The 22,326-nt window shown below is 41.1% G+C and carries 21 protein-coding genes; 4 read left to right on the top strand and 17 right to left on the bottom strand.

What is annotated here, in order from left to right; all coding sequences use genetic code 11:
- Positions 1-125: 125 nt before the first annotated feature.
- From manA to F602_RS0104485, 3 genes are all read right to left on the bottom strand, one after another.
- The gene (gene manA, locus F602_RS0104495) at positions 126-1,067 is read right to left on the bottom strand and encodes a mannose-6-phosphate isomerase, class I (protein ID WP_018166768.1); all 942 of its coding nucleotides are present in this window, start codon (positions 1,065-1,067) and stop codon (positions 126-128) included.
- A gap of 101 nt (positions 1,068-1,168) precedes the next feature.
- A complete protein-coding gene (gene scrK, locus F602_RS0104490) occupies positions 1,169-2,047 on the bottom strand; it encodes a fructokinase ScrK (protein WP_018166767.1) in 879 nt (292 codons plus the stop codon).
- An 81-nt stretch (positions 2,048-2,128) separates the two neighbouring features.
- Positions 2,129-4,024 (bottom strand): sucrose-specific PTS transporter subunit IIBC, encoded by a 1,896-nt coding sequence (locus tag F602_RS0104485; protein ID WP_018166766.1) that lies wholly within the window; start codon positions 4,022-4,024, stop codon positions 2,129-2,131.
- Positions 4,025-4,222: 198 nt separating this feature from the next.
- Here F602_RS0104485 and F602_RS0104480 point away from each other — a divergent pair, with 198 nt between their 5' ends.
- Positions 4,223-5,680, top strand: coding sequence for a sucrose-6-phosphate hydrolase (locus tag F602_RS0104480; RefSeq protein WP_018166765.1), 1,458 nt, complete (start codon positions 4,223-4,225; stop codon positions 5,678-5,680).
- Entirely contained in the window at positions 5,661-6,626 is a 966-nt protein-coding gene (locus F602_RS0104475) for a LacI family DNA-binding transcriptional regulator (protein ID WP_018166764.1), read from the top strand. Before F602_RS0104480 ends, F602_RS0104475 begins: the two co-directional genes overlap by 20 nt.
- Positions 6,627-6,814: 188 nt before the next feature.
- Here the strand turns inward: F602_RS0104475 and F602_RS0104470 are convergent, their stop codons facing one another.
- The 11 genes from F602_RS0104470 to uvrA all read right to left on the bottom strand — a co-directional run bounded on the left by F602_RS0104470 (position 6,815) and on the right by uvrA (position 19,134).
- Positions 6,815-7,417, bottom strand: a complete 603-nt coding sequence (locus tag F602_RS0104470) for an alpha/beta hydrolase (RefSeq protein WP_018166763.1) — start codon at positions 7,415-7,417, stop codon at positions 6,815-6,817.
- Positions 7,418-7,425: 8 nt separating this feature from the next.
- Entirely contained in the window at positions 7,426-8,037 is a 612-nt protein-coding gene (locus tag F602_RS0104465) for a flavin reductase family protein (RefSeq protein WP_018166762.1), read from the bottom strand.
- The gene (locus F602_RS0104460; RefSeq protein WP_018166761.1) at positions 8,037-8,939 is read right to left on the bottom strand and encodes a VOC family protein; all 903 of its coding nucleotides are present in this window, start codon (positions 8,937-8,939) and stop codon (positions 8,037-8,039) included. Before F602_RS0104460 ends, F602_RS0104465 begins: the two co-directional genes overlap by 1 nt.
- On the bottom strand, positions 8,923-9,915 hold the full coding sequence (locus F602_RS0104455) for a ring-cleaving dioxygenase (RefSeq protein WP_018166760.1): 993 nt from the start codon (positions 9,913-9,915) through the stop codon (positions 8,923-8,925). Before F602_RS0104455 ends, F602_RS0104460 begins: the two co-directional genes overlap by 17 nt.
- 60 nt (positions 9,916-9,975) lie before the next feature.
- Positions 9,976-10,401 (bottom strand): MarR family winged helix-turn-helix transcriptional regulator, encoded by a 426-nt coding sequence (locus F602_RS0104450; protein ID WP_018166759.1) that lies wholly within the window; start codon positions 10,399-10,401, stop codon positions 9,976-9,978.
- A gap of 237 nt (positions 10,402-10,638) precedes the next feature.
- Positions 10,639-11,061 carry a transcription antitermination factor NusB gene (nusB, locus tag F602_RS0104445; protein WP_026183303.1) on the bottom strand — a complete coding sequence of 141 codons (423 nt, stop codon included), beginning with the start codon at positions 11,059-11,061 and terminating at the stop codon, positions 10,639-10,641.
- Positions 11,051-11,443 carry an Asp23/Gls24 family envelope stress response protein gene (locus F602_RS0104440; protein ID WP_018166757.1) on the bottom strand — a complete coding sequence of 131 codons (393 nt, stop codon included), beginning with the start codon at positions 11,441-11,443 and terminating at the stop codon, positions 11,051-11,053. The genes nusB and F602_RS0104440 overlap by 11 nt, the downstream gene beginning before the upstream one ends.
- A gap of 21 nt (positions 11,444-11,464) precedes the next feature.
- Positions 11,465-12,022 carry an elongation factor P gene (gene efp, locus F602_RS0104435; RefSeq protein ID WP_018166756.1) on the bottom strand — a complete coding sequence of 186 codons (558 nt, stop codon included), beginning with the start codon at positions 12,020-12,022 and terminating at the stop codon, positions 11,465-11,467.
- A gap of 141 nt (positions 12,023-12,163) precedes the next feature.
- Positions 12,164-13,240: a M24 family metallopeptidase gene (locus F602_RS0104430; RefSeq protein WP_018166755.1), complete on the bottom strand. Its 1,077-nt coding sequence runs from the start codon at positions 13,238-13,240 to the stop codon at positions 12,164-12,166.
- A gap of 109 nt (positions 13,241-13,349) precedes the next feature.
- The gene (locus tag F602_RS0104425) at positions 13,350-16,157 is read right to left on the bottom strand and encodes an SHIRT domain-containing protein (protein WP_018166754.1); all 2,808 of its coding nucleotides are present in this window, start codon (positions 16,155-16,157) and stop codon (positions 13,350-13,352) included.
- A 151-nt stretch (positions 16,158-16,308) separates the two neighbouring features.
- Positions 16,309-19,134, bottom strand: a complete 2,826-nt coding sequence (uvrA, locus tag F602_RS0104420; RefSeq protein ID WP_018166753.1) for an excinuclease ABC subunit UvrA — start codon at positions 19,132-19,134, stop codon at positions 16,309-16,311.
- Between the two features lie 403 nt (positions 19,135-19,537).
- On the opposite strand from uvrA, the gene F602_RS0104410 reads away from it, so the two are divergent.
- Together F602_RS0104410 and F602_RS0104405 are read left to right on the top strand one after the other, a co-directional pair.
- Positions 19,538-20,482, top strand: a complete 945-nt coding sequence (locus tag F602_RS0104410) for a magnesium transporter CorA family protein (RefSeq protein WP_018166751.1) — start codon at positions 19,538-19,540, stop codon at positions 20,480-20,482.
- A 39-nt stretch (positions 20,483-20,521) separates the two neighbouring features.
- The gene (locus F602_RS0104405) at positions 20,522-21,166 is read left to right on the top strand and encodes a DUF1129 domain-containing protein (protein ID WP_018166750.1); all 645 of its coding nucleotides are present in this window, start codon (positions 20,522-20,524) and stop codon (positions 21,164-21,166) included.
- A 74-nt stretch (positions 21,167-21,240) separates the two neighbouring features.
- Here F602_RS0104405 and rpsR read toward each other — a convergent pair whose 3' ends face one another.
- From rpsR to rpsF, 3 genes are read right to left on the bottom strand one after another with little or no spacing between them, the layout of a single operon-like run.
- Entirely contained in the window at positions 21,241-21,480 is a 240-nt protein-coding gene (gene rpsR, locus F602_RS0104400; RefSeq protein WP_018166749.1) for a 30S ribosomal protein S18, read from the bottom strand.
- A 33-nt stretch (positions 21,481-21,513) separates the two neighbouring features.
- Complete coding sequence (locus F602_RS0104395) at positions 21,514-22,002, bottom strand: single-stranded DNA-binding protein (protein ID WP_018166748.1); 489 nt, start codon at positions 22,000-22,002, stop codon at positions 21,514-21,516.
- A gap of 11 nt (positions 22,003-22,013) precedes the next feature.
- Complete coding sequence (gene rpsF / locus F602_RS0104390; protein ID WP_018166747.1) at positions 22,014-22,304, bottom strand: 30S ribosomal protein S6; 291 nt, start codon at positions 22,302-22,304, stop codon at positions 22,014-22,016.
- Positions 22,305-22,326: the final 22 nt, after the last annotated feature.

Raw genomic sequence — 22,326 nt, 5'->3', positions numbered from 1 at the left:
CACTGGCATTGTTTTATCAAGGTTCACCCCTCTCTTACATAAAAGTATTTTCTTTGTACAAACCAAAAAGAGAAAATTATTATTTTCACAATAAAAACAAGCCAAGTAGCTTGTTTTGTGTTTTTTTATGGGTGGCTGACAATCATCTCTAAATGACCACGGAAAATCCAGTCTTGACAGTCGCTGGTCAGAATAAAATGAGCCCCTTTTTTCAGATGATAGATTTGTCCATCTATCTCCAATTCTCCCTGTCCATCCAGAACAGAAAGTAAATAATAGTCTGCCTGTTTGTTCATGGCCAATTCTCCATGAATTACCCACTTATAGACGGTGAAAAACTCATTGCTAACATAGGTCGTCAGGTGAGCATCCGCCAATTCAATTGTATCCGGATGACTATTAGCAACTTCCCCAATTGTCATAACATCAACAGACTGCTGGATATGAAGTTCGCGGAGATTCCCCTTATCATCCTTGCGTTCAAAATCATAGACACGATAGGTGGTATCACTGGACTGCTGAGTTTCCAAAATCATAATTCCCTTACCTATGGCATGCATGGTTCCACTGGGTACAAAAAAGAAATCTCCAGCCTTGACTGGCACACGAGTCAGCAATCTATCCCACTCTTTATCCTCAATCATCTGAGCTAATTCTGTTCGACTTTGAGCCTCGTGCCCATAAATGATTTCTGCCCCTTCATCTGCTGCAATAATGTACCAACATTCCGTTTTGCCTAATTCACCCTCATGCTCCAAACCATAAGCATCGTCGGGATGAACTTGAACGGAGAGCCAGTCGTTAGCATCCAGGATCTTGGTTAAGAGAGGAAAGACTGGACTCTCACTATTGCCAAATAATTCCCTGTGCTCTGCATAGAGAGTATCTAGAGGTGTTCCCTCATAACGACCATTTGCAACAAAGGAAACCCCATTGGGATGGGCAGATATTGCCCAATATTCTCCCGTTGTCTGGCTGGGGATGTCATAGCCAAACTCCGTTTCCAGACGATTGCCACCCCAGATCTTTTCCTGCATCACAGATTTTAAAAACAATGGTTCTGCCATAGCTCATCTCCAATTTCTTTTGTTAAGGCTATCATACCAAATTTTTGAATTGTTTTCTAGAATAAAAAGAACCAGCCACACTATTTGACTGGTTCCAAAACTTATTTTGAAATCTGTTTGGCTAAAGCAAAGTTCCCCAATGTGGCAGAGCCATTTTCTGATACAGCTGGAGTTACGATATACTCTTTAACATCTGGAACAGGCAGATAACTATTCATCAGGCCAGTAAATTTTTCACGGACGCGGTTGAGCATATGCTCTTGTCCCATCACACCACCACCAAAGACGATGACTTGTGGACGGTAGAGAAGCGTTGCTTGAACAGCTGCTTGAGCGATGTAGTAGGCCTGAACATCCCAGACTTCCGAATTGAGCTCAATCATTTCACCACGAATCCCAGTGCGACCTTCTAAAGATGGACCCGCTGCCAAACCTTCCAAGCATCCATTATGAAACGGACACATACCATTGAACTCATGTTTGATATCATAAGGATGAAGAGCCACATAGGTATGACCTGCTTCGGTATGACCTAATCCACCGATAAACTCACCATTTTGAATGGCTCCAGCACCGATTCCTGTACCGATAGTATAGTATACTAAACTCTTAACCCCTTTACGAACCAAAGTTTCACCAAAGGCTGATGAATTAACATCGGTCGTAAAATAGAAAGGAATGGTAAACTTCTTGGCTATCAAACCTAGTAAGTCAACATTTGACCAATGTGGTTTTGGGGTAGAAGTAATATATCCGTATGTTTGTGAATTAGGGTCAATATCTATCGGTCCAAAGGAGCCAATGGCGATGCCAGCTAAGCGGTCTTCATAACGCTTGAAAAATTCCACAGTCCGTTCAATGGTTTCATAAGGTGTTGTTGTTGGGAACTGTGTTTTTTCAACAATTTGGAAACTCTCATCTCCAACAGCACAGACAAACTTGGTGCCACCAGCTTCTACACTGCCATACAACTTTGTCATCTTGATCCTCCTTTTATCTCTTTAGATTGATTATAGCAAAAATCTGGATAGAAGAAAAAGGCACCCGCCTTTTTCCATGATTTATTTTACAACTTTAAGGAAGTTTGCTCCGTGAGCAATTGTCCCTTGAGCCAAGCTGTCAACAATTGTGAAATCTGCTGTATTGGTGACGATGACCATCGTAGTGTCTTCCAAACCAGCTGCAGCAATTTTATTTGAATCAAATCGAGCGATTGGGGTACCAGCTTTGACCTTATCACCAGCTGCTACCAATTTTTCAAAACCATTGCCATCCATTGAGACCGTGTCAATACCGATATGAATCAAGAGCTCTGCACCACTCGCTGTTTTCAAGCCGTAAGCATGACCAGTTTCAAAAGCGATCGTTACTTCTGCATCCGCTGGAGCATATACAACACCTTCAGTTGGCTTGATAGCCAGACCTTTACCCATTGCACCAGATGAGAAGACTGGATCATTGACATTTTCAAGTGCAACTACTTCACCCGAAAGTGGAGATACGAGCGTTTCTTCAGCAACTTCAATAAGTGGAGTTGAAACGACTGAAGCCTCAGGCTTTTTTGCTGGAGCTACTCCTTCAGTTACTTCATCTTCATAACCAAACATGTAAGTCAAAGCAAAGCCAAGAGCAAAGGATACTGCTACCATGAGGAGATATTGTGGCAATTGATTCACATAAAGAAGGGTTCCTGGGATAATGGTGATACCAGAACCAGTTCCTGCCAAACCAAGGATAGAAGCAAAAGCTCCGCCGATAGCACCCGCAATCAATGATAGGAAGAATGGTTTGCGGTAACGCAAGTTAACACCGAAGATTGCTGGCTCAGTAATACCGAGAAAGGCAGAGAGGGCAGCTGGGAAAGCCAGAGCTTTCAATTTAGGATTCTTTGTCTTAAATCCAACTGCTACCGTTGCAGCACCTTGGGCAGTCATCGCTGCCGTGATGATAGCGTTAAACGGGTTCATTCCTTCATTAGCAAGTAGTTGAATTTCCAGAAGGTTGAAGACGTGGTGAACACCTGATACGACAATGATTTGGTGAACTCCACCAATAATCAAACCAGCCAAACCAAATGGTAATCCTAAGATGATATTGGTTCCTGCTAAGATATAGTTTTCAACCACGTGGAAGACAGGCCCAATCACAAAAAGTCCAAGAATCGACATCACAAGAAGAGTGATAAACGGTGTCACCAAAAGATCCAAAACTTCTGGAACTACTTTACGAACTGCTTTTTCAAATTTCGCACCAACCAAACCGATAACAAAGGCTGGAAGAACTGAACCTTGAAGACCTACAACAGGGATAAATCCAAAGAAGATTTGCGGTGAAACATCTCCACCTGAAGCAACCGCCCAAGCATTAGGTAATGAGCCAGAAATCAGCATCATACCAAGAACGATACCGATTGTTTGGTTCCCACCGAATACACGGAAGGTTGACCATACTACCAAGGCTGGTAGGATGATAAAGGCTGTATCTGTTAAAATTTGAGTATAGGTAATAAAGTCTGCATTCCACTCGTTAATGCCCATGGCTTGCATAATAGCTTCTTGTGTCAAAAGACCACGCAGTCCCATAAAGAGACCAGTTGCTACTATAGCTGGAAGGAGCGGTACAAACACATCACCAAAGGTACGGATGGAGCGTTGGAAGAAATTTCCTTGTTTGCCAGCTTCGGCCTTCATTTCAGCTTTTGTTGCCGTTGGTAAACCAAGCGCTACAACTTCGTCATAAATTTTGTTGACAGTACCTGTTCCAAAGATGATTTGGTATTGTCCTGAATTAAAGAAAGCACCCTGTACTTTTTCAATGTTCTCGACTGTATCCTTGTCGATAATGGACTCATCTTTAACCATGACACGGAGGCGAGTCGCACAGTGAGCAACACTGTTAACGTTCTCAACACCACCGAGGGCTTCAATGACTTTTTTTGCAATTTCAGTATTAGTCATTTGCAAAAATCTCCTTAAATATTTTTTCTTTGAAAGTGTTTTCAAAACTTTCTATGTTTCAATTATATCATTTTTCTTTTTTATGTCAAACGTTTTGCAGGTTTTTTTATCATTTTTTTATTTTTATTGATATTATTTGATTTTTAAGATGAAAACGTTTAATATATAATAAAGATATTTCTTATTTTGGAGGAAAATATGCCCCTTACGACTGAACAACGCTACAAACCTTATGAGGACTGGACCGAAGAAGAAATCAAAAAAATTAAAGAAAATGCTGCTAAGTCACCTTGGCATACCCATTTTCACATTGAGCCACCTTATGGCCTCTTAAATGACCCTAATGGGTTCTCGTTTTTCAAAGGCAAGTGGCAACTCTTTTATCAGTATTTCCCGTTTGGCGCTGCCCATGGTCTCAAATCTTGGGTCCAGACAGAATCAACTGATCTAGTACATTTTGAAGAAACTGGCACTGTCTTAACGCCCAACACTCCACTAGATAGCCACGGAATGTACTCTGGTTCTGCCATGCAATTTGGAGATAAACTCTTCATTTTTTACACAGGAAATGTCCGCGATGAAAACTGGATGCGACAAACCTACCAAAATGGTGTTCTACTTGATAGTGACGGAAATTGGGAAAAAGTACCACAAACCCTTATTGCTCAACCAGAAGATGTGACCGACCATTTCCGCGATCCACAGATTTTTTTTCATGAAGGTGAATACTACACCATCATCGGTGCCCAAGATATTCAGAAAAAAGGGATTGTCAAACTATATAAAGCCCAAAACAGCGACTATTGCAATTGGACATTCGTTGGAGATTTGGACTTCCAGAACGATCTGACTTCTTATATGATTGAATGTCCAAATTTGGTCTTTGTAGACAAACAACCCGTCCTTCTCTACTGTCCTCAGGGCATGGATAAAACTATCTATCCTTACGACAACATTTATCCAAATATGTACAAAATCGCAGATAGCTTTGATACAGAAAATGCTGCCCTCATCAATCCTTCTGAGATTCACAATTTAGATTATGGTTTTGAGGCCTATGCAACCCAAGGTTTTAACGCTCCTGACGGACGGGCCTTGACAGTGAGCTGGTTAGGTCTACCAGACATTTCCTATCCCACTGATCGATTTGATTATCAGGGAGTTCTTTCTCTGGTAAAAGAACTCACCATTAAAGATGGTAAACTCTATCAATATCCTGTCGAAGCCATTACTAGCTTGAGAAAGGACCAAGGCTCACCATTTACGGATAAATCTAAAACCAATAATATCTACGAATTGGAGCTAGATATTGCTGCCGATACACAGGCTGAATTTCTGCTCTTCTCTGATGAAGATGGGCATGGTTTAAAAATTCTAGCAGATACGCAAAACGGTCTGATTACGGTTGACCGGAGCCAAGCTGGAGAGCAATACGCCATCGAATTTGGTCAAACACGTTCGTGTACAATTGAACCTGGAGCCTTAAAGTTTAACATCTTTATTGACCGCTCTGTTTTTGAAATCTTTATCAATAAAGGAGAAAAAGTATTTTCGGGTCGTGTCTTCCCACATGAAACTCAATCTGGCATTACAATTAAAAGTGGAAGCATTTCTGGAACTTACTACGAATTAGACTATGGTCGCAAAACTAACTGATGTCGCTGCCTTGGCTGGAGTCAGTCCAACAACTGTTTCTAGGGTAATTAACAAAAAAGGATACCTCTCTCAGAAAACAATAGATAAGGTTAATCAAGCCATGAGAGAACTGGGCTATCGTCCCAACAATTTAGCACGTAGCCTACAAGGCAAGTCCGCCAAATTAGTCGGTCTGATTTTCCCCAACATTAGCAATGTTTTCTATGCAGAATTGATTGAATCCCTTGAAAAAGAATTTTTCCGCTATGGATATAAGACAATCCTCTGCAATAGTGAGCACAACTCAACCAAGGAAAAAGAATATTTAGAAATGCTAGAGGCAAATCAAGTTGATGGCATCATTTCAAGTAGCCACAATTTGGGTATTTCAGACTATAATCGTGTGACGGCCCCAATTATTTCTTTTGACCGAAACCTATCACCAAATATCCCTGTAGTCTCTTCTGATAACTTTTCAGGTGGAGTACTAGCTGCTGAAACCTTGGTAAAAAACGGTTGTCAAAATATCCTTATGATTACTGGTAACGATGACAGTGATTCCCCAACCACACGGCGAAGAATTGGCTTTAGCACCGTCCTTCCCCAGGCAACCTACATCAATATTTCCAGCGATTTTTCACCAACAAGGAAAAAAATGGAGATTAAGTCGCTCATTGAACATTTAAAACCAGATGGCATCTTTGCCTCTGACGATATGACGGCATTATTGATTATGAAAATAGCGGATGATCTTGGTATCTCTGTTCCGGAACAATTAAAAATTATTGGCTATGATGGGACGAGTTTCATCGAACACTATGTTCCCAATCTAACCAGTATCAAGCAACCCATCTCTGATATTGCCAAACTGATGGTCGATCTTCTCATTCAGAAAATCAATGGGAATCCTACCTCATCTTTAGAGTATACCCTGCCCATCTCTCTCCTTCCTGGAAAAAGCATCTAGAAACACAACTTATCCTCCAAAGCAAATAAAAAAGGATGACACCCTATATTAGAATGGGCGCCATCCTTTTTGGTTATAAACATGAAGAGATAACTCGAGTACATCGAAAAAGCACTCCAAAATCAGATTACTCACCCACTATTGAAGTGCGCTTCATCGTTCTATATCAACTCTTTCTTTGCAACGATTTAATGAAAGTGCTTTGTAAACCAATTGGTGTAACCTACAACAATTGACGATGTCAATTCGTGTGTGGTAACCCAATCCAGTTCTAAGTCAATACCTAGTCTGTCAAATAAATGAAGCAGTTCTTGGTTGTTTTCCATAGAGCATATCGGATCCATCCTTCCCATCGAAAGATAGATTTTTTTGTGCGAAAAGTCTTGTTCTTTCTCTACTTCGAGTGGATAAAGCGGTGCCATAAAAATACCAAAATTAAATTCATTTGGTTGATGTAGTAAAAGGTGAATCCCAATATTGGCACCATTGGAAAATCCGAAAAGGACGACTTTATCCATTCTAAAACCATATTCTTGACTAGATTTGAGAATAAACTCTCTTAAATGCAACATTTCTCTATCAAGACTGTCAAGGTCGTAAACACCTTCTGCTTTTCGAGCAAAAAAACGAAGAGCCCCATTTTCATTGACATTTCCACGAATACTCAAAATATTGCTAGATGTTTTTAAATGCTCAAGTGCTGGAAGGAGACTGGTTTCATTGCCTCCCGTTCCATGGAGGACCACAAATGTAGGAGCCTCGGAGCTGGTATGATGATAAATATGTTTCATGTTTCCTCCTAATTTGGACGCTCAAGAGTGATCATCTCACCTAAAGTGCTATAATTAGCACCCGCTAGACGACTAATCGGTGCCAATTCTGTCGGTAAAATATGGGTATCCTTTTTGACCGACTCATCTACATGCATATGCAAGACTTGCAGATAGAGAACATCTGCCACAACTTCACCATCTTCGCTGACAATAGTATCGTGCTTATATAAGGACAACTCATAAGCAATCTTGGCCTCTTGAACACGAGGGACAGCAACTATCTTGCTAGCCAATATATTAAGCTGTGTGAGCTCTATCTCACTTTTTCCTTGAGGTAGTGGTTGAGCCGTTTTGTTGACTTCCTCTAGTATCGAATGTGACAGAACATGACCGACAGCTTCCCCCTGCTCCACAATATTTCGGGCAGTGTCTTTCATTTGTCCCTCTTTACGTTGAACAGACACCATGAGAATAGCCGGATCATAAGAAACGAGATTGAAGAAGCTAAATGGAGCAGCATTGACAACGCCATTTTGATCCACACTGGTCAAAAACAAAACAGGTCTCGGAATAACAGAACCAATGAGTAGATTGTACTTTTCTTTTTTACTTAATTGAGCAAAAGTATATTCTAACATTAGTCTACCTTTCTTTGAATAGGGATCAATTTTTCTATAATCTCTTGCCGGCGAGACTCATAATGAGCTGGTAACATGAGATTGCTTCCTAACTCTGCTAAGTCCTCATCCACAGTAAAGCCCGGTCCTTCTGTCGCAAATTCTAAGATGACACCACCTACTTCACGGACATAAATAGCCTGAAAATATTTGCGATCTTTGACTTCTGTCGTAATATAATTGGCAGCAGCCAGTTGATCATGGATAGCTTGCTGATGCTGACGATCTTTGACACTGAAAGCAATATGGTGGACTGTTCCGACACCCCAAGCACCACGTTCTTTTGCTTCTTTTGGAATGTAGACATAGTGTTCCCGATCACCAGCCTGTAATACTAAATGACTATCTGTTTCTTTGACAAAGGTAAAACCTAATTGTTCAACGAAAAATGTCCGACTTGCCACCGGTTTAAAGGACCAAATTTCAGAACCATAAAAACCAAGCAATGCAGGTTTATCTTCCAACTTATCAGACTCCACAATACTCAACTCCAGTGCGTGTTGGTCTGTAAAGTCAATACTTGGGCGGTCAAACGTTTTTCCTTCTTCAACTGAGATGCCAAACGCAGCTAAGCGCTCTTTCCAATAATCCAAATGTCCTTTCCCAACGAAGAAAGCAATGCGGCCAACTTGACCACTACCTTTACGGCCAATATGCTTTGATTCCCAAGGAAAGAATGTAAAGACCGTTCCCTTCTCGACATTAGCATTGGAGAAATAAAGATGATAGGTATTTGGATCGTCAAAATTGACCGTTTGTTTAATCAAACGCAATCCCAGAATGCGCTCGTAAAAATCAAGTGCCTCATTCACATTCCCAACGATAGCGCTAATATGATGAATTCCATTAATTGTTGTAACCATTTGTTTGACCTCCCATTTGGTTTGTTTTAGATGTATCAAAATCACGTACTTCACTTTCAATATGCGTACGAAGTGCTTCCAAGAAAGGTGGCAAAGAGAGTTTCTCACCTAAACTTTCATAGGGTTCATCCTGCATAAAGCCAGGACCATCAGTCGATAACTCAATCAGGATATGCCCAATGCGAGCATAAAGTGCTCCAAAATAGAATCTGTCCACAAAGCCTGAATTTCCAATATTCATAGCTTGGTACTTGTCAATCCAATGTTGTAGAGCTTCTCTTGTTGCAACTCGGAAGGCAACGTGGTGGACCATTCCATAGCCTTCCATCGCATTTGGACTAGTCTGATCTTGTCGTAAGATGACACGACCTCCGTTGCCGCCTTCTCCCATTTCAAATAGTGTTCTACCTTCTTCTTTGACGATCGGTTTCATTTCATAAACTTGTTCAAGAATATCTGAAAATTCATCAAAATAGGAGACAGTTATCTCAACCGGACCCAAACCATAAATCGCAACATCTGTTGGTACTGGGCCATTTTCCCATGGTTCACCAGGTGCCACACCTGTATTATTTTCATCAGAAAATAGTCTGAAGAGTTGGCCATCTGCTTCTTCAAAAGGAAGAGTTTTCATTCCATACAATTCTTCAATCTCACCATGTTTCACGCCAAATTTTTCAAAACGGTCTAGGTAATACTCTAAAGCACGATCATTGGGTACACGGAAACCTGTACGCGAAATGGTATTTGTACCCTTACGACCACTTGGAATACCATTAAAATCAAAGAAGGTCATGTCTGTTCCTGCATTGCCTTTATCATCCGCATAAAAAGTATGGTAGGTCTGAAAATCATCCTGATTAACTGTTTTCTTTACCAATCGCATGCCCAAAACCTTGGTGAAAAAGTCATAGTTGCGTTGCACATCATCAGTAATAGCTGTCACATGGTGAATTCCTAAAAGTTTGTTTGTCATGTCATATTCCTCATCTTAAATTATTTCGAATTCGAATTTTCTTAGAAAGGATAATCTGGACTAGGTTAATCCAGATATTTTTTTTAATAAAAATCTCAGTTGAGTCAGTTCGCCGTCACTCAGACGATGAACTGCACTTTCAAGTACCCTTGCATGTTCAGGAAAAATTTTTGCCATCAACTTTTTCCCTGTCTCAGTTAAATCAATATAGGTAATACGTTTATCATTTTCGTCAATCTGACGAAAACAAAGTTCCTTCTCACATAATTTATTTAACAGGTAAGTGGTACTGCTATTTGCTACCAAAATCTTCTCTTTTATTGCTTGCACTTGCTGACGTCCCTTGTGGTAAAGCAACTCCAATACCGCAAACTCATTTACATTGAGATTGTGACGGTGCACATCCTGTCGCATAATGGACTCCAGATGCGCATTGACACGCTTGAGACCAACAATCGCTTTAAGAGCTTCTTCTTGTCTATCCATTAGTCATCCCTTTTATTTCGAATTCGAAATAATTATATCACCTCTAAAAATGGAAGTCAAGAATTTAAACTTGAATCATATTCATAGACCCTCTAAACTACTGCATCCACTATTAGAATGAGTCGACTTCTCTGAGATGAGTAGGGAAAATACCGACAGCTAAGAAGTAGTTTCTTTATTTAAAAATCTACCTTTCCATTCAAAGGAAGTAATAAAAAACCTCCGTACGGAGGTTTTTTAGTCTGTCACAAAGTGAGTCAGGATGCCGTTGATAAACTTGGCAGAAGCCTGATCTGAGAAGTCTTTAGCTAATTCGATAGCTTCGTTAACAGCTACTCGATCTGGCGTCTCATCACAATAACGAATTTCAAAGAGGCCTAGTCGCAAAATACTTTTGTCAATGGTGGTCAAACGATCCATACTCCAACCAGATTTGAGATGAGGTTCCAACTCCTTATCTAGCTCATCCCGATGTTGATCAACACCCGTCACCAACTGGAGAAGAAAGAGAGGAATCTCTGCCTCTTGGATCTCTTCTTGATCATAGAGATAAGAAAACTGAGCTGCTTGCAGAGGATCCTGCCCAAATTCTAGAGAGACGATAGCTTGAAGAGCCCGTTGACGCAAGTGCCTTCTTGAGTCTACAAGCTTATTCTTCATCTAGGAAGTCCTCGCCAAACAGATCTTGTAAATCTGGTTTTGGTGTTTCAACTGGTACGATACCTACAACATGGATATTAACAGCTGATACTGTGACATCTGCATAGTTAAAAACTGCTGTTTTGACAGCACGCTGGATATTCATGGAGACATTCGGCACAGACACGCCATACTCTAGATACACATAGATATCCGCTGTCAGATTACCTTCTTCGTCGGATTCTAGGTAAACACCACGGTTCAGGGAAGTCTTTGACCATCCATCTGTAAAACGCTTGTTGTGAAGAGAGTGGACACCTTCTACCTTAGCCGAAGCAATCCCAGTGATAACTTCTAGTACGTGAGGGGCAATAACGATTTCGCCGATATTTTCTACTGACATAACCTGTCCTTTCTAAGAGGCCTAAGCGCGAGATACGTAGGTGCCTTCTGCTGTATTAATGACTAATTTTTGACCAGCTTCAATAAAGTCTGGTACGTTGACAACCAAACCAGTTTCCATAGTGGCTGGTTTTCCTGAACCGGTTACCGTCGCACCTTTGATAGATGGTTGGGTCTCTGTAACGGTCAGTTCAACAGTAGTTGGTACCGTAACACCGATAACTTCTGTTCCATAAAATTGAATTTTGACATCTGAATTCTCTAAGATATAGAGCAATTCTTCTTGAATGGTCGCTACAGGGATTTCATACTGATCATATGTTTCAGTGTTCATGAAATAAGCTGTGTCATCCATTTGATAAAGGTATTGAGCTGGGACAGTCTCGATAATGGCCTGCTCAAATTTTTCATCTGGACGGTAGGTAGTATCGAAAGTAGATCCGGTACGGACATCACGCAATTTCATTCGCATGATGGTGTTTCCCTTACCTGGCTTGTGATGGCTCGCATCCAAAACCTTGATCAATTTGCCATCTGCTTCAAAGGTCATACCAGCTCTTAATTTGCTTGCTTCAATCATTGGTGCATTACCTCGTAATTTTATTTATTCGTTTTATTTTACCACAAATACGGCCTATTCTCAAATCTTTTCTTTCAAGCTACATCAGACCAAATGAAAGAGAATCTAGCACAAACTAAATTCTCTCTTTTAGGTATTCTATTACAGAACAATCAACTCTTTTGGTGCCAAGGTCAAGACTTCACATCCAGTTTCTGTAATCAAGAGGTCATCTTCAATACGTAGACCATATTGATTATCTAGGTAGATACCGGGCTCATCTGTCACCACCATGCCAACCTCCAATTGGCCTGTGCTGGCTGGACCAAAGTAAGGAATTTCATGAACATCCAATCCCATTCCGTGGCCGATACTATGGGTAAAATGAGGCCCATATCCAGCCTCTGCAATGACAGAGCGAGGGATGCCATCAAAATCTGCAAAGGAAAGACCAGCCTTCGCCTTTTCAATCAATGCTTGGTTGGCTCGCAGAACCACATCATAAATCTCCCGCTCTTGGTCCGTCACTTGACCGATATGGACAGTTCGTGTCATATCAGACACATAGTGGTTGTAGTAACAACCAAAGTCCAGAGTCAAACTCTCACCCGTTTCGATTACTTTATCACTAGCTACACCATGGGGCATGGCAGAGCGATAACCTGAAGCTGCGATAGTTTCAAAAGATACTCCCGAAGCTCCATATTCTCTCATCCGGAAATCAAGGAAGTTGGCCACCTGCAACTCTGTCGTCTGACCGGGCTTAATAAAATCCAACACATCAATAAAAGCCTTATCAGAGATAGAACAAGCATGACGAATAGTGGCAATCTCACTGTCATCTTTTATCATGCGGAGTTTCTCCACAAAACCTGTTAGAGACTTCAATTCATAATCTGCAAAGTTTTGGCTAAGTTGCTGATAAAAACCATAGGTCACCTGACTGTCAAAGCCAATGGTTGCCAACTTATCATCTGCAATGACCTTGGCAATTTCTCCCAAAGCATCCCTATTGTCTAAAATATCAAAATCCTTGACCACACTCTTTGCAATCAGAGTGTAACGGGCATCGGTCACAAAAATACGGCGTTTTTTGCTAATAAAAAGAGTAGCACTAGTACCTGAAAAACCAGTCAGGTAATAGATGTTGGTCAGATTGGTAACCAAAATCCCATCCACACCAGCCCCATCGAGGGCTGCTTCAAATTTCGCCAAACGTTTTGCTAAATAGTTACTCATGATTTCCTCCAGAAAATAAACTAAGTCTATTTTATCATGAAAAGCGTTCAATTCAAAATAAAAAAGAGAGAGAAAACTCTCTCTTGAAGCCCATCACAAGAATGATTTGTTACGATTTTTTGTTCGATTTAGATTGTAGAAACCATAAACTTATTAGCAAGGTCAATCCTACCGTCAACCATATCATCGAACTTGATTCCCCTGTACGAGGTAATACTTGATTGCCTTGTCTCGGTTTAACAACGACCGTTTTTGGAGTAGAACTGGCTGGTGGAGTCTCCGAAGGCACTGTTGACTGTGAGGTTGTTGGCGGAATTATTGGTGGAGTTGTCGGCTTTTTCTCCATATATTCAAAAACAACGTCTGTATTTCCAGCGACAACTGTTCCTTTTTCAGCACCTGACTTCAAACCTTTTTTTACATAAGTTTTACCATTAATCTTTATTTCATCTATTGCCAAGTTCGAAACGTCATATGGTGTGCCCTCTACAGCATCCTGAACGGGAATTGCGACCTTTAATTCAATACCATTGGTATCTACAAATCGTACAGTGACTGAACCTTTTTTAATAGCTGGTGGTGTAACAACTGGTTTTTCGTGATAAGCAATCACAATAACATTATTACCTTCTACAATCGTTCCAATTAAACTACCTGAAATTAGTGACTGTTTTGTATAGGTTTTACCATTGATGGTAACCTCATCTATTGCCAAGGCAGTAATATCATAAGGAGTGTCTACTTCTACATTTGTATATTGGCTTGGCATTTCTGTCTTCAATAACGTACCCGCTGCATCTACAAACTGAAGAATAACCGTTCCTCTTTTGATAGTCGGTGGGACTGGCGCTGGCTTTTCTTTATAGGTCACAACAATTAGATTATTACCAGCTACAAGACTTCCTGTCAGTGTTCCTTCTTTAACACCAACTTTTGTATAGGTCTTTCCATTCACTTCAATCTCATCTGTTACCAAATTTGTTACATCATATGGTATACCGGCATTAACATCTGTCAAATCTAAAGGGGTCTCCGTTTTCAGAAGGCTACCAGCTTCATCCACAAACTGAATGATAACAGTGCCTTTTGGGATGGTTGGAAGAAATCTCCATGTCCCAGTAATATGAGCATCAGTAGCTCCTATCGTAACTTTATCAGATGGGTAACCAATAAATTCCCAGTCTCCATTAGATACATGCACAGTCTCAACACTTGGTCGCTGCAAAGTGATTTCTTGCCCTTGTGTATAAGTTTGATTATCAACCGGTAACAAAGACATTACTTCCTGTGGTAGGGTCAATGTAGCGTCAGCGGACTCAAAATGATAATGTATGCCATACCTCTCTGCTTCAATTTCAACTAATCGAACGAATGGAACAGCATAAGCACCTTGGTTATCCTCAATCTCAGAAGGTAATTTTCCGATAATTTCTTCTTTTGCGTCTGGAGCTGCATAAGTATAGACTAACTTCACTTCTCCAACTGGAAACGCCTTAGAAACAAATGCATCCTTTAATTCATCGAATGTATAGGCCTTATCTTCGTAGGTGGTACCATCATTCAAACTAACTCGAATACGAATACGAGAGGTATCAACCCCTATCGATTCCCCATCTTTTTTGATACCAGCATCTATCACTTTGAAAGACTGAGCACCAAGTGTTTTTTCAAAATCAGCTAAAACAGTAGTTGATGTTAGATTGGATGACAAGTCTCCAAAATCGGTAAAATAAGGACGAGTCGTTTCAATGGTAAAAACAGACTCATTTGAAGAATAGAGATGTTTTCCATTTGAAGCAAGAGGAGTTGTAACTGTCACATCCGCTCCTGCTGTATACATATAATAGACAACATTCACAGTATCAAGAGCGTCTACCTCGCGATCTTGTGCAGAACTAGTATAGTTATCGTCAAGGTTTGACTGACGGTAAAAACCAGTTAGTTGAATTTGACCACCATTCCCAGAAACAATGGTGTTTGCTCCACTGGCAGATTGAATCGCTTGTAGATGTTTATTAATGATCGAAGAAAATTGGTCAACTCCAATTTTTGTCAATTCTCGGTTTGCAGTCCTGTAGGCTGTAGCACTAAATAATTTACCTCTCAAACCCATTTGTTCATAGGTTTTATCCGTCATTAATACTTTTGTGGTCGTATCAATATAAGACTTCGGGTTTGTGCCAGATCCAACGACAGTTTCTCCCTTTCGAGTAACATCCAGAAAAACTTGGGCTCCTTTTAAGTCAGCACCAAATAATCCACGACTACGCATTGTCAAATAAAGATCATCCCGTTTGCTATTGAAACGCGCAGGAATCACAACATCATTTTCAGGCACTAGCATATAATCCATGACTGTAGCCTGTTCTCCATATCCAATTTGAACTGGAAAACGATTATTTGTTCCATCAAACACACCAAAACTTGGCTGTCCAACGGTCAAACGAGAAAATAATATTGGATCTTCAAGTGTACGGTCGCCCCAATAAGCTCCGCGATCATGAGATGGACCAACATATGTAATATAGTCCACCCCTGTAAAACCTTTAGGATTTGGATTTGAATTTAGATAACCACCAGAAGGCAATAATATATCTTGACTTCCGTTGATTCCGACACCACGGTAAACTTGAAAGTTATCTTCTGGAGAAATCCCATTTGCTAAATAATACTGATTGAAGGTCATTCCCGGAGTATAGGTCACCAATTGCTTCGCAACAGCTACTTGAAATTTTTCCCAATTCTCCTGTCCAATGATACTTTCAGATATTTCCTGATCCAAAAAGCCCCTTGTAACCTGAGCATCAGTGTAATAATTTTTATCAGTCTCTAAATAAGTTGTTGCCGACGCAATAGCTCCTCCAACAAAACTCATCATAGAAAAAACTACGGCTGAAAAAAGTAAGCGCTTTCTCATGTGATTCTCCTTATGTACTAAGTTTCTGTTCTTTTGTACTTAGTATATCACAAGTTTATTCATCTAACAATGAGCAATCAGATATTGTAAACAGAAAATCTAAAAGCCCTCAGCAACTACTGAGAACTTTTCAATCATATTACAGCTTCAATTATAGTAATTTTTTCTTCAAATACTGGCCAGTAAAGCTTGCTGGATTTTCTGCTACTTGTTCTGGTGTACCGACAGCAACAATGGTACCACCACCAGCTCCCCCTTCTGGCCCTAAATCAATGATATAATCCGCTGTCTTGATGACATCCAAGTTGTGCTCAATCACAAGTACGGTATTGCCATCATCCACAAAACGAGCTAGCACTTTGATAAGTTGAGCGATGTCCTCTGTATGAAGACCTGTCGTTGGTTCATCCAAAATATAGAGAGACTTACCAGTCGAGCGTTTGTGGAGCTCAGAAGCCAACTTCATCCGTTGGGCTTCCCCGCCTGATAAAGTCGTCGCTGGCTGACCCAAAGTGACATAACCCAAGCCCACATCCTTAATCGTCTGAAGCTTGCGCTCGATTTTCGGAATATGCTTGAAGAATTCCAAAGCATCATTGACCGTCATATCCAAAACTTGTGCTATATTCTTCTCCTTATAGTGGACCTCTAACGTCTCACTATTGTAGCGCGTTCCATGACAAATTTCACACGGAACATAAACATCTGGGAGAAAGTGCATCTCAATCTTGATGATACCATCACCACTACAAGCTTCACAGCGTCCACCTTTCACATTAAAGGAGAACCGCCCTTTCTTATATCCCCGAACTTTTGCTTCGTTGGTTTTAGAAAAGAGCTCACGAATATCATCAAAGACTCCAGTATAGGTCGCTGGATTAGATCGTGGAGTACGTCCAATTGGACTTTGATCGATATCAATCAAGCGATCTAGATGCTCAATACCATGGATTTCTTTAAATTTACCAGGCTTTTCTGTATTACGATTCAGTTTCTGAGCGATGGCCTTTTTCAAAATAGCATTGACCAAGGTCGACTTCCCTGAACCTGATACTCCAGTCACTGCAATAAATTTCCCTAGTGGAAAACGTACCGTCAAATCTTTGAGATTATGCTCCTCAGCTCCAACCACTTCAATAAAACGCCCAGTCCCTACCCGCCGCTCTAGGGGAACGGGAATCTCTCGCTTGCCAGATAAATATTGACCCGTGATGGATTTCTTATTCTTAGCCACCTGACTAGGCGTTCCTGCTGCCACCACTTCGCCACCAAAATGCCCAGCACCAGGTCCCATATCAATCAGATAATCAGCCTCCCGCATAGTATCCTCATCATGCTCAACCACAATCAGGGTGTTGCCCAAATCCCGCATCTTCTTCAAACTTGCAATCAACCGATCATTGTCTCGCTGATGAAGTCCAATCGAAGGCTCATCCAAAATATAAAGAACCCCTGATAGGTTGGAACCAATCTGGGTGGCCAAACGAATCCGTTGGCTTTCTCCGCCAGATAGGGTCCCTGAGGCCCGTGAAAGGGTTAAGTAATTGAGTCCCACATTATTGAGAAAGGAAAGACGATCCCCAATTTCTTTTAGAATCGGCTTAGCGATGATATCTTCATTTGCTGACAGTTTGAGCTTACTCAGAACATCCAAATGATCCCCAATAGACAAGTCTGAGATTTGCCCGATATGAAGGCCTGCTTCACCACCGACTCGGACAGATAAGGCTTGATCATTGAGGCGATAGCCCCGACAGGTTTGACAGGTCAACTCATTCATATACGCCTGCATGGCATTACGAGTGTAGTCACTAGCTGTTTCTTTATACCGACGATGAATATTGTTAACAATCCCTTCAAAAGGAATATCAATGTCACGTACTCCGCCAAACTCATTTTCATAGTGGAAATGGAATTCTTCCCCATCAGAACCATACAGAATCAGATTCTTTTCTTCCTCGGAAAAATCTTCAAATGGCTTATTCATATCCAAGCCAAAATGAGTCATAGCCTGCTCCAACATCTGCGGGTAATAATTAGAAGAAATGGGATTCCAAGGAACTAAAGCACCCTCGCTCAAACTTTTACTACCATCTGGCACTACCAAATCCAAATCCACTTCTAATTTCATCCCCAGACCATCACAGTCAGAACAGGAGCCAAAAGGAGCATTAAAAGAAAAGAGACGAGGTTCTAGTTCAGGAACTGTAAATCCGCAAACTGGACAAGAATAATGCTCTGAAAACAGCAATTCTTGTCCATCCATGGTATCAATAACAAGATAACCATCTGCCAGACGCAAAGCGGCCTCAACTGAATCAAAGAGACGAGAACGAATCCCCTCTTTATTGATGAGTCGATCGACTACAATCTCGATGGTGTGCATCTTATTTTTTTCTAGCTCAGGAACTTCCGAAACCTCAAATATTTCCCCATCAACCCGAACCCGGACATAACCATCCTTTTGTACCTTATCAAAAATAGTCTTGTGCTGTCCTTTCTTCCGACGGATAATAGGGGCTAGTACCTGCATTCGCGTCCGTTCTGGCAAGTCCAACACCTGATTGACAATCTGCTCCACCGAAGAAGCTGTAATGGCACCATGACCATTGATACAGTAAGGTGTACCAACACGAGCATACAACAGACGGAGATAATCATTGATTTCCGTTACAGTACCCACAGTCGAGCGTGGATTCTTCGAGGTAGTCTTTTGATCAATCGAAATCGCCGGACTCAGACCCTCAATAGAGTCTACATCCGGTTTCTCCATATTGCCTAAAAATTGCCTAGCATAGGCAGATAGACTCTCTACATAACGACGCTGGCCTTCCGCATAAAGCGTGTCAAAAGCCAAAGACGACTTTCCAGAGCCTGACAGTCCCGTCACCACGACCAATTTATCACGTGGGATAGTCACATCAATATTTTTTAAATTATGGGCCCTAGCCCCATGGATGACAATCTTATCTTGCATAACAATACTATCCGGTGCCTTAAGACAATAAAAAGAAAAGAAGTGATGGATCGTGTGTGGCAGCACACAAAAATCTATTCTTTTCCCAAGACTTTTAACACCTACTCAAATCCTCTCATAAAATAACCAGAGCTTACCAAAAACAGGAAAAACATTGAACAAACCGCAAAATATCCGATTTCCCAAAAACAATCCATCCCTCTTTCGATATCACTCCAACTCATATTCAAATCCTATCTGAGTTGGTCTCTTGCAGCAGATTTCTTTTTTAAACACCGCTGCTCCCAACATTTTGACTACCCCAATTATACCATACTTCAAAAAAAACTTTTCCTTTAGAACGCTTTCTGGTATAATAAGAGGTACGCTTAAAAGCAAAAAAGTAAGTAAAGGAGGGGTTGGTATGAAACAGATTTTTCTTTCTACACTAACTGACTTAGAAGAAATCCAAACATTTGAACCTGGAAGTTGGATAAACTTGGTTAACCCTTCCCAGAGCGAATCAATAGAAGTAGCAGAACATTTTGGTATCGACATCGCCGATCTGCGGGCACCGCTCGATGTGGAAGAATCTTCTCGTATCGTAGTAGAAGATGACTACAAACTTATCATTGTCGACGTCCCTATCTTAGAAGATCGAAACAACGAGACCTATTATGTTACTATCCCGCTTGGTATCATCTTGACAGAGAATACCATCATTACCACCTGCTTGCAAGAATTACCACTCTTTGAGCTTTTTCGAAGCAACCGCCTGCGCAACTTTTATACCTTCATGCGGTCTCGGTTTGTCTTTCAAATTCTCTACCGCAATGCCCAACTATATTTGAGTGCCCTACGGATTATTGACCGTAAAAGTGAGGATATTGAAAAAAGACTCCACGAGGCCACACGAAATGAAGAATTGATCGACCTCATGGAGCTAGAAAAAACTATCGTTTATTTCAAGGCCTCCCTCAAGATGAACGAGCGTATCGTCAAGAAACTAGCAGGTTCTTCTAGCCTCTTACGTAAGTATGAAGAAGACGAGGATTTACTGGAAGATACCTTGATTGAAAACCAACAGGCAATCGAAATGGCAGATATTTATGGTAATATCTTGAATTCTATGACCCAGGCCTATGCCTCAATCATTTCGAATAACCAAAATACCATTATGAAAACCTTGGCCTTGGCGACCATCGTTCTATCCATTCCAACCATGATTTTCTCGGCCTATGGAATGAACTTCAAGGGTAATAACATCCCCTTTAATGATCATCCTCATGCCTTTGAGTTGATTATTCTCGTTGCCTTTGCCATCAGTCTTTTCTTAACCTTTTATTTCATCCGAAAAAAATGGTTCTAAAACCCGTTTTCAACGGAATATTTCAGGAGATTATTCCCTATGCAATTAGAAAACCTTACGAAAAAAAACCAAGAATTCATCCACATTGCCACTACCAAGCTCATAAAGGATGGTAAAAGCGATGAGGAGATCAAAGCACTCCTAGAGGAAATCCTCCCTAGTATCCTTGAATCCCAAAAAAAAGGAGTTACGGCCCGGAGCCTATACGGGGCACCAACTGAATGGGCAGCGAGCCAGACAACGGTCGCAGAGAATAACAATACTCTGCCTGAAAATGACAACCCTTGGCTCATGTGGCTCGATTCTAGCCTGCTGATTTTAGCTATCTTAGGATTTGTAAACGGTGGTATGAACCTCTTCACACAAGGCTCCCAATATGGTCTTGTCACCTTTATTATCGTCGGCTTCGGTGTTGGTGCAGGGATTTACTTTATGTACCACTTCGTCTATCGCCACATGGGCGAAGGCAAACAACGCCCAAAAATCTGGAAAGCTATTCTGGTTCTATTGCTCGCAACTCTAGCTTGGTCAGCCATCTTCTTTTTAGCTAACCTTATTCCAGCTAGTATCAACCCCGTTCTCTCACCAGTTGCTAACATTCTAATCGCCGCAGTGGCCTTCGGTATCCGTTATCTCCTCAAGAAAAAGTACAATATCCGCAATGCCATGCAGCCTGTTCGCTAATCACACAAAAACCAGATTGACATTCCAATCTGGTTTCTTTTTCACTAAAAAACAGCCCGTAGGGCTGTTTTTAATTAATCTTCAGTTACAAATGGAAGCAAAGCCATTACGCGAGCACGTTTGATAGCTGTTGTTACCTTACGTTGGTTCTTAGCTGATGTTCCAGTTACACGACGTGGTAAAATTTTTCCACGTTCTGAGATGAAACGGCTAAGAAGTTCAGTATCTTTGTAATCAACATATTCAATCTTGTTAGCTGCGATATAATCAACTTTTTTACGGCGTTTGAATCCGCCACGACGTTGTTGAGCCATGTTTATTCTCCTCTATATTTTTTATTCGTCGACCTAGAATGGTAGGTCATCATCTGAAATATCCATCGGATTTCCACCAAATGGACTTTCCTCACGAGCGAAGTTTGGTGCTACTGTCGGTGCTTGCGGGCTTGAACCAAAGCTGTTCCCAGCTGAATATTGGCCACCATTTGCAAAGCCACCGCCCTGACTTTCACGTGCAGTACGGCTTTCCAATACTTGGAAACTCTCGGCAATCACTTCTGTTACATAAACACGTTGACCTTGCTGGTTGTCATAATTACGCGTCTGAATACGACCAGTAATTCCAACCAAGGTCCCTTTTTTAGCCCAATTCGCCAAGTTTTCAGCCTGTTGGCGCCAGATGACACAATTAATGAAATCTGCTTCACGCTCACCAGCCTGATTTTTGAAATTGCGGTTTACTGCAAGAGTAAAGGTCGCAACTGCTTGGTTACTTGGAGTGTAACGAAGGTCTGCATCACGGGTCATTCGACCGACAAGTACTACATTGTTAATCATAGGGCACCTTCTTACGCTTCGATTTTTACAATCATGTGACGAAGAATGTCAGTGTTGATTTTTGACAAACGGTCAAACTCATTGAGAGCGACAGCGTCAGTTGCTTCAACATTCACGATGTGGTAAAGTCCTTCACGGAAATCTTTGATTTCGTATGCAAGACGACGCTTTTCCCATGATTTTGATTCAACGATAGTGGCACCGTTGTCAGTCAAGATAGAGTCAAAGCGTGCTACCAAAGCGTTTTTAGCTTCTTCTTCAATGTTTGGACGAATAATATAAAGAATTTCGTATTTAGCCATTGATTGTTCCTCCTTTTGGTCT

Source organism: Streptococcus minor DSM 17118 (assembly GCF_000377005.1).
Lineage (GTDB): Bacteria > Bacillota > Bacilli > Lactobacillales > Streptococcaceae > Streptococcus > Streptococcus minor.
The sequence above is the reverse complement of the archived record's forward strand: the minus strand, read 5'-3'. Positions and strand labels throughout refer to the sequence as shown.